Genomic DNA, 18,016 nt, shown 5'->3' on the forward strand with positions numbered 1-18,016 from the left:
GCGATCATGCTAAGCGGCGATGAAGGCGTTCCACTTGCGGACCATGTAGTCGTTCTCGTCCATCACCGCGTTCCAGCAGGCGACGCCGCCCATGCGCGCGTCGTAGGAGCCGCCGTCGCGCACCGCGCCGGCCTTCTCCATCACCGTGCCGTCCGGCGCCTTGATGTCCTGGGCCGCCGGCTTGCCCTCCATCCAATAGGCCCATTCGTACGGCTCCATATTGGCCTTGGCCGTCTCCAGCACCGCCGAGTAGTAGCCCTGGCGGTTGAGATAGGCGCCGGCCCAGCCGGACAGGAACCAGTTGATGAACTCGTAGGCGGCGTCGAGCTTCCGGTCCTTCAGCGTCTTCGGCAGGCCGAAGCCGGAGGCCCAGGCGCGGTAGCCTTCCTTCAGCGGCTGGAAGGTGCAGGCGATGCCCATCGAGCGCACCTTGGTCACGGCCGGCGACCACATCGACTGGATCACCGTCTCGCCCGACGCCATCAGGTTCACGCTCTCGTTGAAATCCTGCCAGAAGGCACGGAACTGGCCGGCCTGCTTGGCCTCGGTCAGCACCTTCATGGTCAGGTCGATCTCCTCCTTCGTCATGTTGCCCTTGTCGGCATAGGTGTGGAGACCGGCCGACTCCACCACCATCGCCGCGTCCATGATGCCGATCGACGGGATGTTCAGGATCGAGGCCTTGCCCTTGAACTCGGGGTTCAGCAGCTCCTTCCAGCTCTCGATCGGCCGGCCGATCAAATCGGGCCGGATGCCGAGCGTGTCGGCGTTGTAGGTGGTCGGGATCAGGGTGATCCACTCGGTCGGCTCGGTGGCGAAGGTCTTGCCGTTCTTCTCGGGCAGGTAGAACACCTTCTTCGGCGCGGTGCCCTGGTCGCCGATCTTCTTGCCGTTCAGCTCGCCCTTGGTGAAGACGGTCGAGATCTGGTCGACATATTTGATCCGCTTCGCGTCCATGCCCTGCAGGTTGCCGGAGGGCAGCAGCTTCTTCAGCGAGAAGTACTCGCTGTCCACGAGATCGAAGGAGTTCGGCTGGGTGACGATGCGCTTGGTCACCTCGTCGGTCGTGACCGGCACGTATTCGATGATGATGCCGAGATCCTCCTTCGCCTTCCGGGCGATGTCGGCGCTCTGGTTCACCGCGGTGCCGAGATAGCGCAGCGTCACCGGCTCGGCCGCGATGATCGCCGGAAAGCCGGTGATGGCGCGGCTGCCGACCAGCGCGCCGGCCGTCGCCGCCGTGGTCTTCAAGAGGGTGCGGCGGGAGAGGCCGCGAGGAGTCTTGTTCGGGGTATCCGCCATGGTGGAGCCTCCTTAGGGTTGGGGGCGATGGTCGCCGCGCCCCGCGGCATCGGGGAGAAGGGGATGGACGTCCTGATCGGCCCAGGCGACGGCGACGCGGTCGCCCGGCGCCACCGGGTCGGCGAAGAAGGCGGCCTCGGGCAGCCAGGCCAGCATGTCCGGCGCCAGCTCGCAGGCGAAGGCGACATGGACGGTGGCGCCCTGGTACTCGACCCCCCGCACCACCGCCTCGACCTGGCCCGGCGGCAACTTGACGCCATGGGGGCCGGCGCCGTTGATCCGGGCGAGCTTCAGCCGGTCGGCGCGCAGCGTCGCCAGGCGGCCGCCCAGGGTCACGACGTTATGGCCGCCGATGAAGCGGGCGACGAATTCGGTGGCCGGACGGGCGAACAGGTCCTGCGGCGGGCCGGCCTGCTCGATCCGGCCGCCCTGCATCACCACCGCCAGGTCGGCCAGCGCCATCGCCTCCTCCTGGCTGTGGGTGACGTGGATGAAGCTGATGCCGAGTTCGGCCTGCAGCCGCTTCAGCTCGGCCCGCATCTTGATCCGGAGGAAGGGGTCGAGGGCGGAGAGCGGCTCGTCCAGCAGCAGGATCTGCGGCTGAGTGATCAGCGCCCGGGCCAGCGCCACGCGCTGCTGCTGTCCGCCCGACAGCTGGGCCGGCAGGCGCTCACCATAGGCCTCCATCGCCACCAGGGCCAGGAGCTCCGCCGCCTTGGCCCGGCGCTCGGCCTTCGCCACGCCGCGCATCTTCAGACTGAAGGCGACGTTGTCGGCGACCGAAAGATGCGGAAACAGGGCGTAGGACTGGAACATCATCGCCGTGCCGCGCCGGGCCGGCGGCCGGTCGGTGACGTTGGCGGGGCCGAGGATGATGTCGCCGTCCGACACCGCCTCATGCCCCGCGACCATGCGCAGGGTCGAGGTCTTGCCGCAGCCGGAGGGGCCCAGCAGGCAGCAATAGGTGCCGGCCGGGATCCTCAGGTCGATGCCGTCCACGGCGACGGTGCCGCCGTAGCGCTTGGTCACCTTCACCAGCTCGAGATCTGCGCCGCCCATCCGCTCTCCCTTTCGGGACAACGGAGGAGCAAGCGCCGTGCCAAACGCCCGGCGCCGCGAGTCCCGCCGTAGGGAGACGCATCGGGGATCGGCAACCGCCTACGCTTTGGGCAACTGCATACGGACGGCCTGAAGATTGTGCACAATCACAACAAGACAAGAATACAATCTTGAGCGCCGCTGCCCTGCATGGGATGGTGGAACGGGACGAGTCGCGGCCACTCCGCCGCGGCTCGTCGCCGGAGCGGAAGAATGGACACGATCGAGACCGTCGGCACGCTGGCCGGAACCCGCGACATCCCCGACCGCGGCGCGCGGGCGGCCGCGATCTACCGCTCGATCCTGGACGCGATCGTCGAGCACCGGCTGCCGCCGCGCACCAAGCTGTCGGAGGACGAGATCGGCACCGCCTTCGGTGTCAGCCGCACCATCGTCCGCTCCGCCCTGCAGGCGCTGGCGCATCAGCACATGGTGGTGATCGAGAAGAACCGCGGCGCCTTCGTCGCGGCGCCTTCGATCGAGGAGGCGCGCGAGGTGTTCGAGGCGCGTCGGACGCTGGAGGCCGCGATCGCCCGCCGTGCCGCCGAGCGCACCGTGCCGGCCGACATCGAGCGGCTGGAGCGGCACCTGGCCGACGAGGCGGAGGCGCTGCGCCGGGGCGACCGGCCGCGCGCCATCCAGCTCTCCGGCCTGTTCCATCTCGGCATCGCCGAGATCGCCCGGCAGCGGGTGATGGAGCGGTTCCTGCGCGAGCTGGTGTCGCGCGCCTCGCTGGTCATCGCCTTGTACGGCCGCAGCGGCGCCTCGGCCTGCGGCAACGCCGAGCACGGGGCGATCTTGCAGGCGCTGGCCCGACACGATGCCGACCGCGCCGGCGCCGCCATGCTGGACCATCTGACCCATATCGAGCAGGACCTCGACCTCGCCCCGGCCGAGGCCGGCCCGGTCGACCTCGCGGCAGTGCTTCGGAGAGACCGTCTGACCTAATCCAGCGAGATCATCGCGGCCCGCCGGCTGGTGACCTCGTCCCGCGCCCTGGCCTCGGAGGCCGCCTTGGCGCGCCGGTGCCCCCTGAACATCTCGAGCAGATCGGCGATCCAGCCCCCCGGCCGGAAGGCTTCGATCGTGGTCGGGTGCCAGTCGTCATAGGCGGCGCCCGGCTTGCTCGCCATCGATACCCCGAGCACCGTCGTGCCGCCCCAGGACAGATAGGCCTCGCCGCGGCTGTCGGCATGCGGGTCCGGATGGGACGACGCATGCTCCTTGAACGCGATGCCGTAGGGCCGACCTCGATAGCGGAAAGTCACCGCAAAGTCCTTCATGTGGTCTGCGGTGATGTCGAGGTCGGAGTATTCGGCCGGCACCGGCCGGGTCTGGTCATGGCACGACCAAGCCGTGAAACGGCGGACGTCCCAGACCAGAGCGCACAGCGCCTCGCCGATCCCGCTGTTCTCCATGAACCGCTGCGCCTCGGCCACCCTGGCCCGCTCCTCAGCGGTACAGGCCAGGCACGCGTTCCGCTCTTCCTGCTCGAGCTGTCGGGCTTTCTCCCTGAACTCGTCGACCAGGGACCGCCACTTCTCCAGATGAGCGCTTCCCATAGCAGCCTCCGTTTCGGCCACGTCAACGATGGTGCGCCATTTTCGCGGGATTGCAAGGGGTTGCAGCCCGCCAGGACGGCCAGGGCTTGACAAGCCAGGCCATATGTTCTCTTTTTGTTCTAGCTTCGCCTGATCGGCCGCGGGCCATGACAGCCACCATCCTCCATGCGGACCTGGACGCCTTCTACGCGTCGGTCGAGCAGCTGCTGGACCCGTCGCTGCGCGGCAGGCCGGTCGCGGTCGGCGGCGGGGTGGTGCTGGCCGCTTCCTACGAGGCCAAGGCCTTCGGCGTTCGCGGCGGCATGCCGGGGCGACGGGCGCGCGAGCTGTGCCCGCAGCTGGTCTTCGTCGCCGGCCATTTCCGGGAGTATCAGCGGCTGGGCGATGCCGCGATCAGGGTGCTCGGGGATTTCACGCCGCTGGTCGAGCGGATCTCCATCGACGAGGCCTTCGCCGACGTCGCCGGGTGCACCCATCTGTTCGGCCCGCCGGCCGAGATCGCCCGGACCATCCGGCGGCGGGTGCGGGCGGAGCTCGGCCTGCCGATCTCGATCGGCGTGGCGCGCACCAAGCACCTGGCCAAGATCGCCTCGCAAGTGGCCAAGCCGGACGGGCTTGTCGTCGTCGATCCCGAGGCGGAGCCCGCCTTCCTGCGCGACCTGCCGGTCGAGCTGATGTGGGGTGTCGGCCCGGTCAGCAAGGCGCGGCTGGCGGAGAGCGGCGTGCACACCATCGGCCAGCTGGCGGAAATGCCGGGATGGTCGCTGGAGCGGCTGCTCGGCCGCGCGGCCGGGGAAAAGCTGTCGGCGCTGGCCTGGAACCGCGATCCGCGGGCGATCGAGACGCGGCGGCGGTCGCATTCGGCCGGGGCGCAATCCGCGCTCGGCCGGAAGCCGGCCGAGGAGCGGGTGTTCGTGCCCACGCTGCGCCATCTCGCCGACCGGGTCGCCACCCGGCTGCGGGCCAAGTCCCGGCCCGGTCGGACCATCACCGTCCGCGTCCGTTTCGCCGACCTGCGCTCGGTCACGCGCGCCGTGACGCTGGATGCGCCGGTCTCGGCGACCACGATCCTGGCCGAGATCGCCGAGGAGCTGGTGCGCGGGGTGCTGGCGCAGCATCCCGAGGAGAAGACGATCTCGCTGCTCGCGATCTCGGTGTCGCATCTCGAGGACCGGCCGCAGCTGCAGCTGGAACTGCCGCTCGGGCTCGCCGACGAGCGGCGTCGGCCCGGCACCGGGAGAGGGCTGGCGCGCTGGAAGGCGGACCGTGCCGTCGACGCGATCCGCGAACGGTTCGGATGGCGGGCGGTCGGCTACGGTTCGGTCGTGCTGGAACCGTCGCGATCCGTCCCCGACGCCTTCCGCGAGCTCGCCGAGAAGGACCTCTGACCGTTACCGCGGCGCGCGGATCTGCCGCTTCGCTTCCGCCGCGAGCGGATGGTTCGCATAGGCCCGGGCGAAGTCGCGATAGGCTTCGGCCGTGCCGGCGCGGCGGGCGGCGTCGAACGCGGCATAGACCGCGGCGTCCGGGTCGTTGGCCAGGGGGCGCGCATCCGGCGCAGGCCGCCGCTGCAGCCGGCGCCACGCTTCGTCCGCCAGGGCATGTTCGGGATGCCGCGCGATGAAGCGGATCAGCGCCGCGTTCGAGCCCTCGTCGACGGCCCCGCGAAACTCCCGGGCGATCACTGCCTGCTCGTCCGGCGGCCGCGCCATATCGGTTTGCGCCGACATCCACCCGTCCTCCCGCAGCACGTCACCGGCAATGGCGATGCCGGCCCGCCAGGGCAGCACGACGGACGACAAGGACAGGACAAGACAGGCAAACACCCGGCCTCGCGCTTCCATTGTCCTCGCCACCTCGATCACACGTATCACCAATGTCCAGCCGCCTGACTTCTCCGGACCGGAATGATCCGAATTTGAGTTCAAAACTATGGCAAATCCATGGGCGAGATCGGAATCAATATTTTAGGAAATTATTCAGGATCCTTTCTTGATCAGCATACAATGTTAAATCATACAATTCGGATTTTTGCTCCACTTCTTGACTTTGTAAAAAATTTAATGCATAATTTCCAAGATAGGAAAAGATCGTTTCCCTTGGGACGGATTGCGAGGACCAGAAGATCGGCACGAACTTTTTGGTGCCAAAGCCAAAATCAAGACATCTTCGCAACATGATCTCATGCCACATTCAACGTGGGCCCGAATCTCTGCTCATCGAACGCGACTTCGGAGCCTGAACGATCGTCTCTTCAATCATAACAAGTTGCGGATTCTCACTGAAAGGTTGCGGTTCTTCACCATGTAGGGGAGACCCGGTATGAAATCGTCGCAAATTCCTGCATATGACCTCCTGATTTCGGAAACCGATCCTTTCCATGACCCCTTGGCCTGGTCGCTGCAGCGGAAATGGTCGAGCGACCTGCTGTACCACCAGACCTTCTCCGACGCGTCCCGCCTGGACGCGGTCCTGGCCAATGGCGGCGCCCTTGCGGATGCCATTCGCGCGGAACTCGGCGACCGCTCCGACGGGTACGTGGTCCATGCCCCTGTGTCGGGCACCGCGACCGGCGCGCCGAAGCCGGAGGAGAACGGCTCGGGCGACACCACCGCGGCCGTGGCCGCGTCCGGCAACCAGCAGATCGACGGGCTGCTGAGCGGCGTCCGCTGGTCGGACGGCTTCATCACCTACAGCGATCCGGATGCGGTGAGCGATTACCAGGCCGGCCACCCCGAAGCGTTCAGCGGCTTCGCGCAGATGACGGCGCAGCAGATGATCGCCGTCCACTTCGCGCTGAATGCCGATATCTTTACCCAGCCCTCCGGCGCTTTCGGCTTCGCGGTCGAAGGCTTCACCAATCTCAGCATCAGCTATGCCGGCAGCGGCTCGGGGCTCGGCACGATCCGCGTCGTCAACACCACCAACCCCAGCACGGCCTACGCCTACTACCCGGCCAACCAGGTCTATGGCGGCGACGCCTTCTTCGGGCCCAGCGGCGACCTGCCGACCGCCGGCAACTACGACTGGCACACCGTGATCCATGAGCTCGGCCATGCGCTGGGCCTGAAGCACGGCCACGAGACCAACGTCTTCGGCGCCCTGCCGGCCGACCGCGATTCGCTCGAATACTCGGTGATGACGTACCGCACCTTCATCGGCGACGATTCGAGCGGCTACAACTATGAGACCTGGGGCGCGCCCCAGACCTTCATGATGCTGGACATCGCCGCCCTGCAATACATGTACGGCGCGGATTTCACCACCAATTCCGGCAACACCACCTATACCTGGAGCCCGACCGACGGCACCACCTTCGTGAACGGCGCCATCGCCATCGATCCGGGCGGCAACCGCATCTTCGCGACGATCTGGGACGGCGACGGCGTCGACACCTATGACCTGTCGAACTACACCACCAATCTGAGCCTGGACCTGAACCCGGGCGGCCATTCCGTCTTCTCCTCGGCCCAGCTCGCCAATCTCGGCGGCGGCCCGAACGGCGGCTATGCCCGCGGCAACATCTTCAATGCCCTGCTGTTCAACGGGGATTCCCGGTCCTACATCGAGAATGCCAATGGCGGCAGCGGCAACGACACCATCCAGGGCAACGCCGTCGGCAACCTGCTGAACGGCAATGCCGGGAACGATTTCCTGTATGGCGGGTCCGGCACCGACACGATCAACGGCGGCGCCGGCAACGACTGGATCGAGGGCGGCTTCAACGCCGACACCGTCAATGGCGGTGACGGCGACGACACCTTCTACGTGCGCCAGGGCGAGTTCGGCGACAACACCACCGGCGGCGCAGGGATCGATACTCTCGATCTCAGCAACTACACGGCGACCTATGGCTCGATCGTGAACCTCGCCGGCGGGACCTACAACTTCTCCCCCTCCTTCGGCGGCCCCTACACGATCACCGGGGTGGAGAACGTCAACGGCACGCAGCTCGTCGACACGATCATCGGCGACGGCACCAGCAACACGATCTTCGGCAACGACGGCAATGATGACCTGCAAGGCGGCGCGGGCAACGACGTCGTCAGCGGCGGCAACGGCGACGACCTGATCCAGGGCGGCGCCGGCAATGACGTGCTGACCGCCGGATCGGGCAAGGACCAGATCTACGGCAATGACGGCAACGATCGCTTCTACATCGAGGCCGGATGGAATGCCGGCATCGGCGAGGCCTTCTTCGGCGGCGCCGGCATCGACACCTTCGATGCGTCGACCGTGGCCTTCGTCGGCTTCTCCGCCACGATCAACCTGCAGGACGGCATCTTCACCGACAGCAATTTCTCCGGATACGAGATCTGGCTGTCGAGCGTCGAGAACGCCATCGCCACCGACGAGAACGACACCGTCACCGGCTCAGGCGAGAACAACCTGCTCGATCTCGGCGACGGGAACGACACGGGCTCGGGGCTCGGCGGCGACGATACCCTGCTCGGCGGCGGTGGGGCCGATACGCTGGATGGCGGCACCGGCAATGACGATCTCTTCGGCGATGCCGGCGACGACATCCTGCGCGGCGGCAGCGGAGCCGACGACCTCAACGGCGGGGCGGGCGTCGACATCGCCAGCTACTCCGAGAGCGCCGTCGGGGTGACGGTCGACCTGGTCGCCGGTACCGGCCTTGGCGGAAACGCCCAGGGCGATACCCTGCTCGGCATCGAAAATGTCAACGGCAGTCAGGGCAACGATACGCTGACCGGAGATGCGGCTGCCAACGTGCTGCGCGGCATGAACGGCAACGACATCCTCCGGAGCAGTGCCGGCGCCGACACCATGAACGGCGAAGGCGGCACGGATCTCGCCAGCTACTACAACAGCATCGCCGCGGTGAATGTGGACCTGACCGCCGGAACCGGTTCCGGCGGCTATTCCAACCTCGATATCTTGATCGGCATCGAGAACCTCTACGGCAGCCAGTTCAACGACACACTGGTCGGCAGCGCCGGCGCCAACGTGCTGCAAGGCTACAATGGCAAGGACACACTGACCGGCAACGGCGGGGCGGACCGTTTCGTCTACGGTTCGACCGGCGCCAGCGCAGTCGGTGCGAATCGCGACGTCATCACCGATTTCAGCCACGCCCAGGCTGACCGGATCGACCTGTCCGGAATCGACGCCAACACCGGGGCGGCCGGCAACCAGGCCTTCGCCTTCATCGGTTCCGGCGCCTTTACCGGTGTGGCGGGGCAGTTGCGCTTCGCGGTGTCGGGCGGCCAGACCGTCGTTGCCGGCGACGTCAACGGCGACGGCGCCTCGGATTTCCAGATCCAGCTCAACGGCTCGATCGCCCTCGTGGCGGCCGACTTCGTGCTGTGAGCCGGGCTGAAGCGATCTAGGAAAGGTCCGTAACTCGCGAGGCCTGAGGGCGCATACCCCTCAGGCCTCGGCCTTGTCCGGCGCCCTCTCCTCCCCCGCCCCGCCGATCAGGCCGAGCCATTCCTGCTCGGTCAGGGTGGCGACCCCGAGCTCGCGTGCCTTGGCGGCCTTGGAGCCGGCATCGGCGCCGACCACCAGGTAGTCGGTCTTGCCGGAGACCGAGCCCGCGACCTTGGCGCCGAGCGATTCCGCCCGGGCCTTCGCCTCCGGCCGCGTCATCGTCTCCAGCGTGCCGGTGAACACCACGGTCTTGCCGGCCACGGCGCTGGGCGTCGCGCGCGGCCGCACGAAATCCTCGATCGTCAGCTGCGCCGCCAGGTCGTCCAGCACTGCTCGGTTGTGCTCCTCGGCGAAGAAGGCCAGCAGGTCGTCGGCCACCGACGGGCCGATCTGGTCGATCGCGGTCAGGTCGCGCCAGGCCTCGCTTTCGTGGTCCTGCGCCGCCTCCATGCCGGCCCGCCAGGCGTCGAAGCTGCCATAATGCCGGGCCAGCAGCTTGGCCGTCGCCTCGCCGACCTGGCGGATGCCGAGGGCGTAGATGGCGCGGTCGAGCGGGATGGTCCGCCGGGTCTCGATCGCCTCGAACAGCTTCTGCGCGCTCTTCGGCCCCCAGCCCTCGCGGTTGCGCAGCGGCGTCAGGCTGGCCTTGTCCTGCTCCTCCAGCCGGAAGATGTCGCCCGGCGTCCGGATCAGCCCGTCGGCATGGAAGGCGCGGATGTGCTTGTCGCCCAGCCCTTCGATGTCGAAGGCGTTGCGCGACACGAAGTGGCGCAGCCGCTCCACCGCCTGGGCCGGGCAGATCAGGCCGCCGGTGCAGCGCCGGATCGCCCCGCCCTCCTCCCGCACCGCCAGGCTGCCGCACTCCGGGCAATGGTCGGGAAAGACATACTCGGTCGCCCCTTCGGGGCGGCGCTCCAGGATCACCCGGACGATCTGCGGGATCACGTCGCCGGCGCGCTGCACCACCACCGTGTCGCCGATGCGGACATCCTTGCGCCGGATCTCGTCCTCGTTGTGCAGCGTGGCGTTGGAGACGACGACGCCGCCGACCGTGATCGGCTCCAGCCGCGCCACCGGGGTCAGCGACCCGGTGCGGCCGACCTGGATGTCGATCGCCTTCAGCACGGTCTGCGCCTGCTCGGCCTTGAACTTGTGCGCCGTGGCCCAGCGCGGCGCCCGGCTGACGAAGCCGAGCCGTTCCTGCCAGTCCAGCCGGTCGACCTTGTAGACCACGCCGTCGATGTCGAACGGCAGCTCGGCCCGCATCGCCCCGATCTCGTCGTAATAGGCCAGCAGCTCCTCGGCCGTATGGCACAGCCGCGACGGCTCGTTCAGGCGGAAGCCCCAGCCGGCGAAGCGCTTGCGGATCTCGCCGATGGTCTTGCCCAGCGGCGCCGACACCTCGCCCCAGGTGTAGCCGAAGAAGCGCAGCGGCCGCGACGCGGTGATCGACGGATCGAGCTGGCGCAGGCTGCCGGCCGCCGAGTTGCGCGGATTGGCGAAGATCGGCTCCCCCGCCTCCGCCCTTCGGGCGTTCAGCGCGGCGAAGTCGCTGCGCTCCATATAGACCTCGCCGCGGATCTCCAGCACCTCCGGCGCGTCGCCGTTGAGGCGCTGCGGCACGTCCTTGATGGTCTTGACGTTGGCGGTGACGTCCTCGCCCTCGCTGCCGTCGCCGCGGGTCGCGGCCTGGACGAAGCGCCCCTTCTCGTAGCGCAGCGAGCAGGACAGGCCGTCGATCTTCGGCTCGGCCATGATCGCGACCGGCCGCTCCGGGTCGTCGCGCAGCTCCTTGATGAAGGAGCGGACCGAGCCCAGGAAATCGTGCACGTCCTCCGGCGTGAAGGCGTTGCCGAGCGACAGCATCGGGATGGCGTGGCGGATCTTCCTGAAGCCGCCCGCCGGGGCCGCGCCGACCTTGGCCGAGGGGCTGTCCGGCCGGATCAGCTCGGGATACAGCGTCTCCAGCTCGGCATTGCGCCGGCGAAGCGCGTCGTATTCCGCGTCCGAGATCGTCGGCGCGTCGTGCTGATGGTAGGCGACGTCATGTGCCGCGATTTCCGTCGCCAGGGCCGCCAGCTCCGCCGCCGCCGCCTCCGGCGTCAGCGCGTCCACCGGCCGGCCACGCAGATCCTGGTCGCTCATCCCCGCCTCCCCAGCAGGCTGTCCGCCGCCGCGCGAGCCTCTGCCGTGATCTTCGCCCCGGACAGCATCCGCGCGATCTCCTCACGCCGCTCCTCCGCCGTCAATCCCGCCACCTGGGTGACCACGGCGCCGCCGCGATCAGCCTTGCGCACCTGCCAGTGATGGTCGGCGCGGGCCGCCACCTGCGGGCTGTGGGTCACCACCAGAACCTGCACCTGCCGGCCCAGCCGCTTCAGCCGCTCGCCCACCGCATCGGCGACGGCACCGCCGATGCCGGCATCGACCTCGTCGAAGATCATCGACGGCAAGGTGCCGGGCGTGCCGCGCTGATGCACCAGCACCACCTTGATCGCCAGCATGAAGCGGGCGAGCTCGCCGCCCGAGGCGATCTTGCCGATCGGCCCGGGCGGGCTGCCGGGATTGGCCGCGACCAGGAAGGTGACGCGGTCGAGACCGGCCGGTCCCCAATCCGCCTCCGCCAACCGCTCGACCTCGGTGACGAAGCGGGCCCGCTCCATCTTCAAGGGCGGCAGCTCGGCCTTCACCCCGGCATCCAGCTTGGACGCCGCCTTGCGGCGGGCCTTGGACAGCGTCTCGCCGGCCTGGACATAGCCGGTGCGGGTCTCGGCGGCCGCCGCGGCCAGGCGCGCCAGCACCGCCGCCCGGTCCTCGACCAGGGTCAGCCGCTCCGCGAACTGCCGGCGCAGATCGGGCAGCGCCTCGGTCTCCACCCCGTGCTTGCGGGCCAGCGAACGCAAGGCGTAGAGCCGGTCCTCGAGGCGCTCCAGCTCGCCGGCATCGAGATCGATGTCGGCGGAGAAGCGCTCGATCGCGGTCGTGGCCTCGGCCGCCTCGTCCAGGGCGCGGCCCAGCTGCTCCAGGATCGGGTCGAGACGGCCGGCGGCGCGGTCGGCGATGCGCTGCAGCGCCCGCTGCGCCGCCACCAGCGCCCGCTCGGCGCCGCGGTCGCCGGACAGCTCGGAGAGCGCGGCGGTGACGCCCTCCATCACCTTCTCGCGATGCTGCAGCAGGGCGCGGCGTTCGGCCAGAAGCGCTTCCTCGCCCGGTTCCGGCGCCAGCGCCTCCAGCTCCTCGACCGAATGGCGCAGGAAGCCTTCCTCGGCCTGGGCGCGCTCGGCCTCGGCCAGTGCTTCTTCCTGGCGCCGCAGGGCCGCGCGCCAGGCCTCCCAGGCGGCGACGCAGGCGGCAGCGAGCGCTTCGGCACCGGCATAGGCGTCGAGCACGTCGCGATGGGTTCGAGGGTCGAGCAGCCCCTGGGTCTCGAACTGGCCGTGCACCTCGACCAGCCCGGCGCCGATCTGGCGCAACAGGCCGATCGACACCGGCTGGTCGTTGACGAAGGCGCGGCTGCGCCCGTCGGCGCCGACGCTGCGGCGCAGCACCAGCGTGTCGTCGACCGGCAGATCCTGCCCGGCCAGGAGATCCTTCACCGGATGGCCGTCGGGCAGCAGGAACTCTGCGCTGACGGTCGCGGCCTCGGCCCCGTGCCGCACCAGCCCGGAGTCGCTGCGGCCGCCGAGGGCGAGGCCGAGCGCGTCGAGCAGGATCGACTTGCCGGCCCCGGTCTCGCCGGTCAGCGCCGACAAGCCTTCGGCAAAGCCGAGCGCAAGCTGTTCGATCAGAACCACATTCCTGATCGAAAGTCCGGCCAGCATGGTCTATCGCCTGTCCGATAATGCTACTGGCGCGGCCGCCTGATGGCGGTTTCTGCGCTTCCGGTGCTCACGGACCAAACGTCCGCTGCGCGCCGGTTCTCGAAACCACCACCAGTCGACTCACGCCAGCGCATTCTCAGACGGTCTCTCAGAATATCGACCCGAGGGTACGGTCGAAGAAGTCCTTGTCGTCGGGCGGGCGGATGCCGGCCCCGGTCAGCAGCACATAGGCGTCCTGGTACCAGGGATCGCCCGGATAGTTGTGGCCGAGAACCGCCGCGACGTGGCGCGCCTCTTCCTTCAAGCCGAGCGCGACATAGGCTTCGACCAGCCGCTCCAGCGCCTCCGGCACCTGGCTGGTGGTCTGCCAGTTCTTGACCACGCTGCGGAACCGGTTGATCGCGGCGTTGTACTCGCCGCGCTTCAGATAGAAGCGGCCGATCGCCATGTCCTTGCCGGCGAGCTGGTCGTAGGTCAGGTCCAGCTTCAGCTTGGCGTCGCGGGCGTAGTCGCTGGTCGGGAAGCGGGTGATGACGTCGTTCAGCGCGTTCGTCGCCAGCTGGGTGATGCGCTGGTCGCGCTCCACATCCGAGATCCGGTCGTAGTAGCACAGCGCCTTCAGGTAATAGGCGTAGGCCAGCTCCTCGCTGCCCGGGTGCAGGCTGATGAAGCGGTCCAGCGCCACGATCGCGCCGTCGTAGTCGCCGCGCTGGTAGCTGGCATAGGCCGACATCAGCTGGGCCTTGGTCGCCCAGCTCGAATAGGGATGCTGCCGCTCGACCTCGTCGAACCGGGTCGATGCCGTCTTGAAGTCGCGTTCGTCGAAGGCCTGCTGCGCCTGGGAATAGAGCGCCTCCGGCGGCTGTTCCGCGGCCGGCTTCGCGTCTTCGGAGGAGGAACCGCCGCAGGCGGCGAGAAGAACGGCCGGCAGGACGAGCCCGACCCGCGCCAGGTGGCGAAACTGCAGACGCTTGTTCACTCGATCATCGCCTTCGGTTCTGTCCGGGCCCCTATATACCCACCCCGAACGCGAATGGCGAGACGCCTTCCCGCGGGCAGACACACGTCGTCCCTCCATGGAAACCCAGGAGGGACGACGGCGGCAAGCGAAACGGGATCAGGCGGCGTTGGCGGTGGGCAGCGCAGCGGCGGCCGGCGCGTGACGGGCCCAGGGCTCCGCCGCGGTCTCGGCGCCGAAGCTGGTGTCGTAGCACCAGGCGGTGTCGTCGGCGAACAGCGCCCGCAGCAGCTGGTTGTTCAGCGCGTGGCCGGCCTTGTAGCCGTGGAAATGGCCCAGGATCGGGGCGCCGGCGAGGTACAGGTCGCCGATCGAATCGAGGATCTTGTGGCGCACGAACTCGTCCTCGTAGCGCAGGCCCTCGGCGTTCATCACCCGGTCGCCATTGACCACGATCGCGTTCTCCAGCGACCCGCCGAGCGCGAGGCCGTGGCGGCGCAGCGCCTCGACCTCCTGGGCGAAGCCGAAGGTGCGGGCGCGGGCGATCTCGGTCTTGAAGTTGCCGTTCGCCAGCCGGATCAGGCCTTCCTGATGCGCGATCGCGCGGCTCTGGAAGTCGATCTCGAAGCTGAAGGTGGTGCTGGCCGACGGCGTCAGCCGGGCCCAGCGGTCCTCGGCCGTGACCTCGACCGGCCGCAGCACGCGGATGCTCCGCCGCAATGCCGGCTGGCTGACCAGCCCGGCGCATTCGATCAGGAACACGAAGGGGCCGGCGCTGCCGTCCATGATCGGCACTTCCGGGCCGTTCAGCTCGACCACCGCATTGTCGACGCCGCAGCCGCGCAGCGCCGCCATCAGATGCTCGATGGTGCCGACCGACACGCCCTGGGCATTGCTGACGACGGTGCACAGACGGGTGTCCGACACCTTGTCCCAGCGCGCGACGATGCTGCGCCGGCCCTGGGGGACGTCGGTGCGCACGAAGACGATGCCGGTGTTGATCTCACCGGGGCGCAGCACCATGGTGACGTCCTGGCCGCCATGCAGGCCGACGCCGGTGCACTTGATCGCGGTCTTCAGCGTCTTCTGCGTTGCCGCGCCCGATTCCGCCGAGATATGAGCCACGATGGAGATGTCCTTCGCTTACATGCACTTCGCAGCACAAAGTGCTGATGGAGCGCCCCTTTCGGGACGAAGGCACCCTAGACCCCTCGGCACGCCAGAAAAAATCACAGTTTGTTTCGGACTGTTACGCGTGGGCGTTCGGTTGCGACCGGAGGTGCAAGCACCTCCAGCCTCGCCCGCGGGGCAGGAGAGGCAAAACAATCCGGGTCTCGTAGGTTGGGTTCGCGGCCGCGAACCCAACAGGATCGAGGGCCGCGAGGGCGGCCGGGTGTTGGGTTCGCCAAAGCGAACCCAACCTACGCGGTCATCCCGTATCCGGCGGCTTCGGCTTGCGGCGGCCGGGAGCCGCGGAGCGGGGCTCGGGCGGATCCTCGTCGTCCTCGCCATCCTGCGGCGGCAGGAAGCCCAGCTCCTCCATGGCCTCGTCGGCCATCTCCAGCCACTGCTTCACCTGAACCGGATAGCCCCAGCGCCGGCACAGCGCCGCCACCGCGACCTCCACCCGGCTGGCTTCCACCAGCTCCGCCACCTCCGGCCGCTCCAGCCGCTCGCTCACCTCGGCGGCGCGGCGGTCGGCCTCCTCGCCGTCCTCGGACATCTCATAGGCGGCCGCCATCATCGCCAGCCTGACCCGCAGCGCGTGCCAGTCCTCCTGCGCCGCCTCCCGCTGCGCCGCGGCCTTGCGCCGCTCCTCGACCTGCCGGGACAGCTTGTCCTTGAGCAGCAGAGTCAGCCGCACGGCACGCGAGACGGTGGCGATCCGCTGGCAATAGTCGACGCCGGGCTGCGGCGCCTGCAGCGCCTCCTGCTGCGTCGCCCGGGCGATCGACATCTGGATCTCGACCAGCTCCGCCACCACGCACAGATCCGCCGCCCGCTCCTCCCGGGGAGCGGCCGAGGCCTCCGTGGCCGAATCGGTCTGCGCCTTGTTCATGGAACATATCATGAACGTGATCGCAGATTAATACAACTGAACAATGTGTTTACTGACTCCGACCGGATGCCCGCGGGCCGTGGCAGACGTGATCGCCCAAGTGAATGTTCTATCTTTGTTCTTGACGCGATGCTGCGCCGAAGCGCATGATTCAGGCAGAGTCGAAGAGTTGCGCCCGCCCGGCCCCGCCGCGGCGGGCTTTTTCATGCGAGGTCGACATGCGGAAGGTCACGCGCAAGCCGGGCTGGATCGGCTTCGCTGCGCGGCGGCGCGGCGACTTCGCCCGCTTCTTTCGCGGCACTGCCAGGCGGCGGGCCATGCCGAACAGGGTCCTGATCCAGTGCCTGGAGGCGGCGGCCGGGCGGCGATGCCGGGGAGAGCCCGGACCGAGGGCGGTGCGCCGGCTGACCCGCGCGGCCGAAGCCCGACTGCTTCCCGGCGCCAGCAAAGGCCGTGCCGATCGGTTGCGGCTGGACCAGGCGTATCGCGAGTTCCGCGGCGGCCAGGGGCTGGACGCGGAAGACGCGCCGGCCGCCCTGCCCCCGCCCGGCCTGCCCTCCGCCTTCGTGCCGCTCTTGGAGCCGTCGCGCTATAAGGGTGCCTATGGCGGCCGCGGCTCCGGCAAGTCGCATGTCTTCGCCGAGCTGCTGGTGCGGCGCTGCATCGAGGCGGCGCCGGTGCGGGCGGTGTGCATCCGCGAGGTGCAGCGCTCGCTCGACCAGTCGGTCAAGCGGCTGATCGAGGACAAGATCCAGGCGCTGGGCGTGGGGTCGGCCTTCACCGTCCAGGCCGACCGCATCCTGGCGCCCGGCGGCGGCCGCATCATCTTCCAGGGGATGCAGAACCACACGGCGGAGAGCATCAAATCGCTCGAAGGCTACGACATCGCCTGGGTCGAGGAAGCGCAGGCGCTGTCGATCCGCAGCCTGGATCTGCTGCGCCCGACCATCCGCAAACAGGGGTCGGAGCTGTGGTTCTCCTGGAATCCGACCCGGGCGGACGACCCGGTCGACGCGCTGTTCCGCGGCGGGACGCCGCCGCCGGGTTCGGTGCTGGTGGCGGTGAAGTATTCCGACAACCCGCATTTCCCGGAGGTGCTGCGGGTGGAGATGGAGTGGGACCGGGCGCGCGACCCGGACAAGCACCAGCATGTCTGGCTGGGCGGGTACCGCACCGTCAGCGAGGCCCGGGTGTTCGAGAACTGGAAGGTGGAGGCGTTCGAGGCCCCGAAGGACGCCCGCTTCCTGTTCGGCGCCGACTGGGGCTTCGCCCGCGACCCGACCGTGCTGGTGCGCTGCTTCGTCGTGGGCCGGACGCTGTTCGTCGACCACGAGGCCTATCAGGTGGGCTGCGAGATCGACCGCACGCCGGCCCTGTTCGACACCGTGCCGGGGTCGCGGCGCGGGCCGATCATCGCCGACAGCGCCCGGCCGGAGACGATCAGCTACATGCAGCGCAACGGCTTCGGCAGCATCACCGGGTCGACCAAGGGGGCGGGGTCGGTCAAGGACGGGGTCGAGTTCCTGAAGGCGCACGACATCGTGGTGCATCCGCGCTGCCGCCACCTGATCGACGAGCTGGCGCTGTACAGCTATCGCACCGACCCGAAGACCGGGGTGATCCTGTCCGAGCTGGAGGACCGCGAGAACCACGCCGTCGACGCCCTGCGCTACGCCGTCGAGGGGCTGCGGCGGAGCACCTACGACAGCTCGATGAAGTGGGTGTGATGAGGGGCATCGCCACCTGCTTCGGCGAGGGCAGCCCATGTCACCCTCATTCTTCTGTCTCACCAGCGGGGTCCACTCCAAAGCCTGGAGTGGAC

13 protein-coding genes are annotated in these 18,016 nt (G+C 68.6%); 4 read left to right on the forward strand and 9 right to left on the reverse strand.

The features are described 5' to 3' along the window. Positions 1-9: 9 nt before the first annotated feature. Both ACFW16_RS22410 and ACFW16_RS22415 read right to left on the reverse strand, forming a co-directional pair. Positions 10-1,302, reverse strand: coding sequence for a PotD/PotF family extracellular solute-binding protein (locus ACFW16_RS22410; protein ID WP_380309136.1), 1,293 nt, complete (start codon positions 1,300-1,302; stop codon positions 10-12). Between the two features lie 12 nt (positions 1,303-1,314). Next, positions 1,315-2,361: an ABC transporter ATP-binding protein gene (locus tag ACFW16_RS22415; RefSeq protein ID WP_380309138.1), complete on the reverse strand. Its 1,047-nt coding sequence runs from the start codon at positions 2,359-2,361 to the stop codon at positions 1,315-1,317. 252 nt (positions 2,362-2,613) lie between these two features. On the opposite strand from ACFW16_RS22415, the gene ACFW16_RS22420 reads away from it, so the two are divergent. Continuing rightward, positions 2,614-3,348, forward strand: coding sequence for a GntR family transcriptional regulator (locus ACFW16_RS22420; protein WP_380309140.1), 735 nt, complete (start codon positions 2,614-2,616; stop codon positions 3,346-3,348). Here the strand turns inward: ACFW16_RS22420 and ACFW16_RS22425 are convergent. Then, positions 3,345-3,962, reverse strand: coding sequence for a hypothetical protein (locus ACFW16_RS22425; protein ID WP_380309142.1), 618 nt, complete (start codon positions 3,960-3,962; stop codon positions 3,345-3,347). The genes ACFW16_RS22420 and ACFW16_RS22425 overlap by 4 nt on opposite strands. Before the next feature lie 146 nt (positions 3,963-4,108). On the opposite strand from ACFW16_RS22425, the gene dinB reads away from it, so the two are divergent. Beyond that, on the forward strand, positions 4,109-5,350 hold the full coding sequence (dinB, locus tag ACFW16_RS22430) for a DNA polymerase IV (RefSeq protein WP_380309144.1): 1,242 nt from the start codon (positions 4,109-4,111) through the stop codon (positions 5,348-5,350). Positions 5,351-5,353: 3 nt separating this feature from the next. On the opposite strand, the gene ACFW16_RS22435 is transcribed toward dinB, so the two are convergent. After that, positions 5,354-5,827 carry a hypothetical protein gene (locus ACFW16_RS22435; protein WP_380309146.1) on the reverse strand — a complete coding sequence of 158 codons (474 nt, stop codon included), beginning with the start codon at positions 5,825-5,827 and terminating at the stop codon, positions 5,354-5,356. Positions 5,828-6,350: 523 nt separating this feature from the next. On the opposite strand from ACFW16_RS22435, the gene ACFW16_RS22440 reads away from it, so the two are divergent. Next, positions 6,351-9,296 (forward strand): M10 family metallopeptidase C-terminal domain-containing protein, encoded by a 2,946-nt coding sequence (locus tag ACFW16_RS22440; RefSeq protein WP_380309148.1) that lies wholly within the window; start codon positions 6,351-6,353, stop codon positions 9,294-9,296. A gap of 60 nt (positions 9,297-9,356) precedes the next feature. Here the strand turns inward: ACFW16_RS22440 and ligA are convergent, their stop codons facing one another. The 5 genes from ligA to ACFW16_RS22465 form a co-directional block, all read right to left on the reverse strand. Continuing rightward, on the reverse strand, positions 9,357-11,501 hold the full coding sequence (gene ligA, locus ACFW16_RS22445) for an NAD-dependent DNA ligase LigA (RefSeq protein ID WP_380309150.1): 2,145 nt from the start codon (positions 11,499-11,501) through the stop codon (positions 9,357-9,359). Then, the gene (gene recN, locus ACFW16_RS22450; RefSeq protein ID WP_380309152.1) at positions 11,498-13,177 is read right to left on the reverse strand and encodes a DNA repair protein RecN; all 1,680 of its coding nucleotides are present in this window, start codon (positions 13,175-13,177) and stop codon (positions 11,498-11,500) included. Before recN ends, ligA begins: the two co-directional genes overlap by 4 nt. Positions 13,178-13,325: 148 nt before the next feature. After that, positions 13,326-14,156, reverse strand: a complete 831-nt coding sequence (locus tag ACFW16_RS22455; protein ID WP_380309154.1) for an outer membrane protein assembly factor BamD — start codon at positions 14,154-14,156, stop codon at positions 13,326-13,328. 138 nt (positions 14,157-14,294) lie between these two features. Next, positions 14,295-15,260, reverse strand: a complete 966-nt coding sequence (gene lpxC, locus ACFW16_RS22460; protein ID WP_380309156.1) for a UDP-3-O-acyl-N-acetylglucosamine deacetylase — start codon at positions 15,258-15,260, stop codon at positions 14,295-14,297. 304 nt (positions 15,261-15,564) lie between these two features. Then, a complete protein-coding gene (locus ACFW16_RS22465; RefSeq protein WP_380309158.1) occupies positions 15,565-16,194 on the reverse strand; it encodes a hypothetical protein in 630 nt (209 codons plus the stop codon). A 218-nt stretch (positions 16,195-16,412) separates the two neighbouring features. Here ACFW16_RS22465 and ACFW16_RS22470 point away from each other — a divergent pair, with 218 nt between their 5' ends. After that, positions 16,413-17,921, forward strand: coding sequence for a PBSX family phage terminase large subunit (locus ACFW16_RS22470; protein ID WP_380309160.1), 1,509 nt, complete (start codon positions 16,413-16,415; stop codon positions 17,919-17,921). Positions 17,922-18,016: the final 95 nt, after the last annotated feature.

The sequence above is a fragment of the Inquilinus sp. NPDC058860 genome, from assembly GCF_042743185.1.
In the GTDB taxonomy this organism is placed as follows: Bacteria; Pseudomonadota; Alphaproteobacteria; order DSM-16000; family Inquilinaceae; genus Inquilinus.